The organism is Pseudomonas kitaguniensis, from assembly GCF_049199985.1.
GTDB classification, from domain to species: Bacteria; Pseudomonadota; Gammaproteobacteria; order Pseudomonadales; family Pseudomonadaceae; genus Aquipseudomonas; species Aquipseudomonas kitaguniensis.
This window is the reverse complement of the sequence record NZ_JBLZPT010000068.1, coordinates 1-264: the sequence shown is the minus strand read 5'-3', so window position 1 is coordinate 264 and position 264 is coordinate 1. Positions and strand designations below refer to the sequence as shown.

Below are 264 nucleotides of genomic sequence, written 5' to 3'. Positions count from 1 at the left end.
ATCCTCCAAGGCTAAATACTACTGACTGACCGATAGTGAACTAGTACCGTGAGGGAAAGGCGAAAAGAACCCCGGAGAGGGGAGTGAAATAGATCCTGAAACCGTATGCGTACAAGCAGTGGGAGCCCACTTTGTTGGGTGACTGCGTACCTTTTGTATAATGGGTCAGCGACTTATTTTCAGTGGCGAGCTTAACCGAATAGGGGAGGCGTAGCGAAAGCGAGTCTTAATAGGGCGTCTAGTCGCTGGGAATAGACCCGAAAC

At 50.0% G+C, this 264-nt stretch carries 1 rRNA gene; it reads left to right on the top strand.

What is annotated here, in order from left to right:
• Positions 1–264: ribosomal RNA gene (locus ACOZK9_RS27510) — 23S ribosomal RNA — on the top strand; the annotation flags it as partial.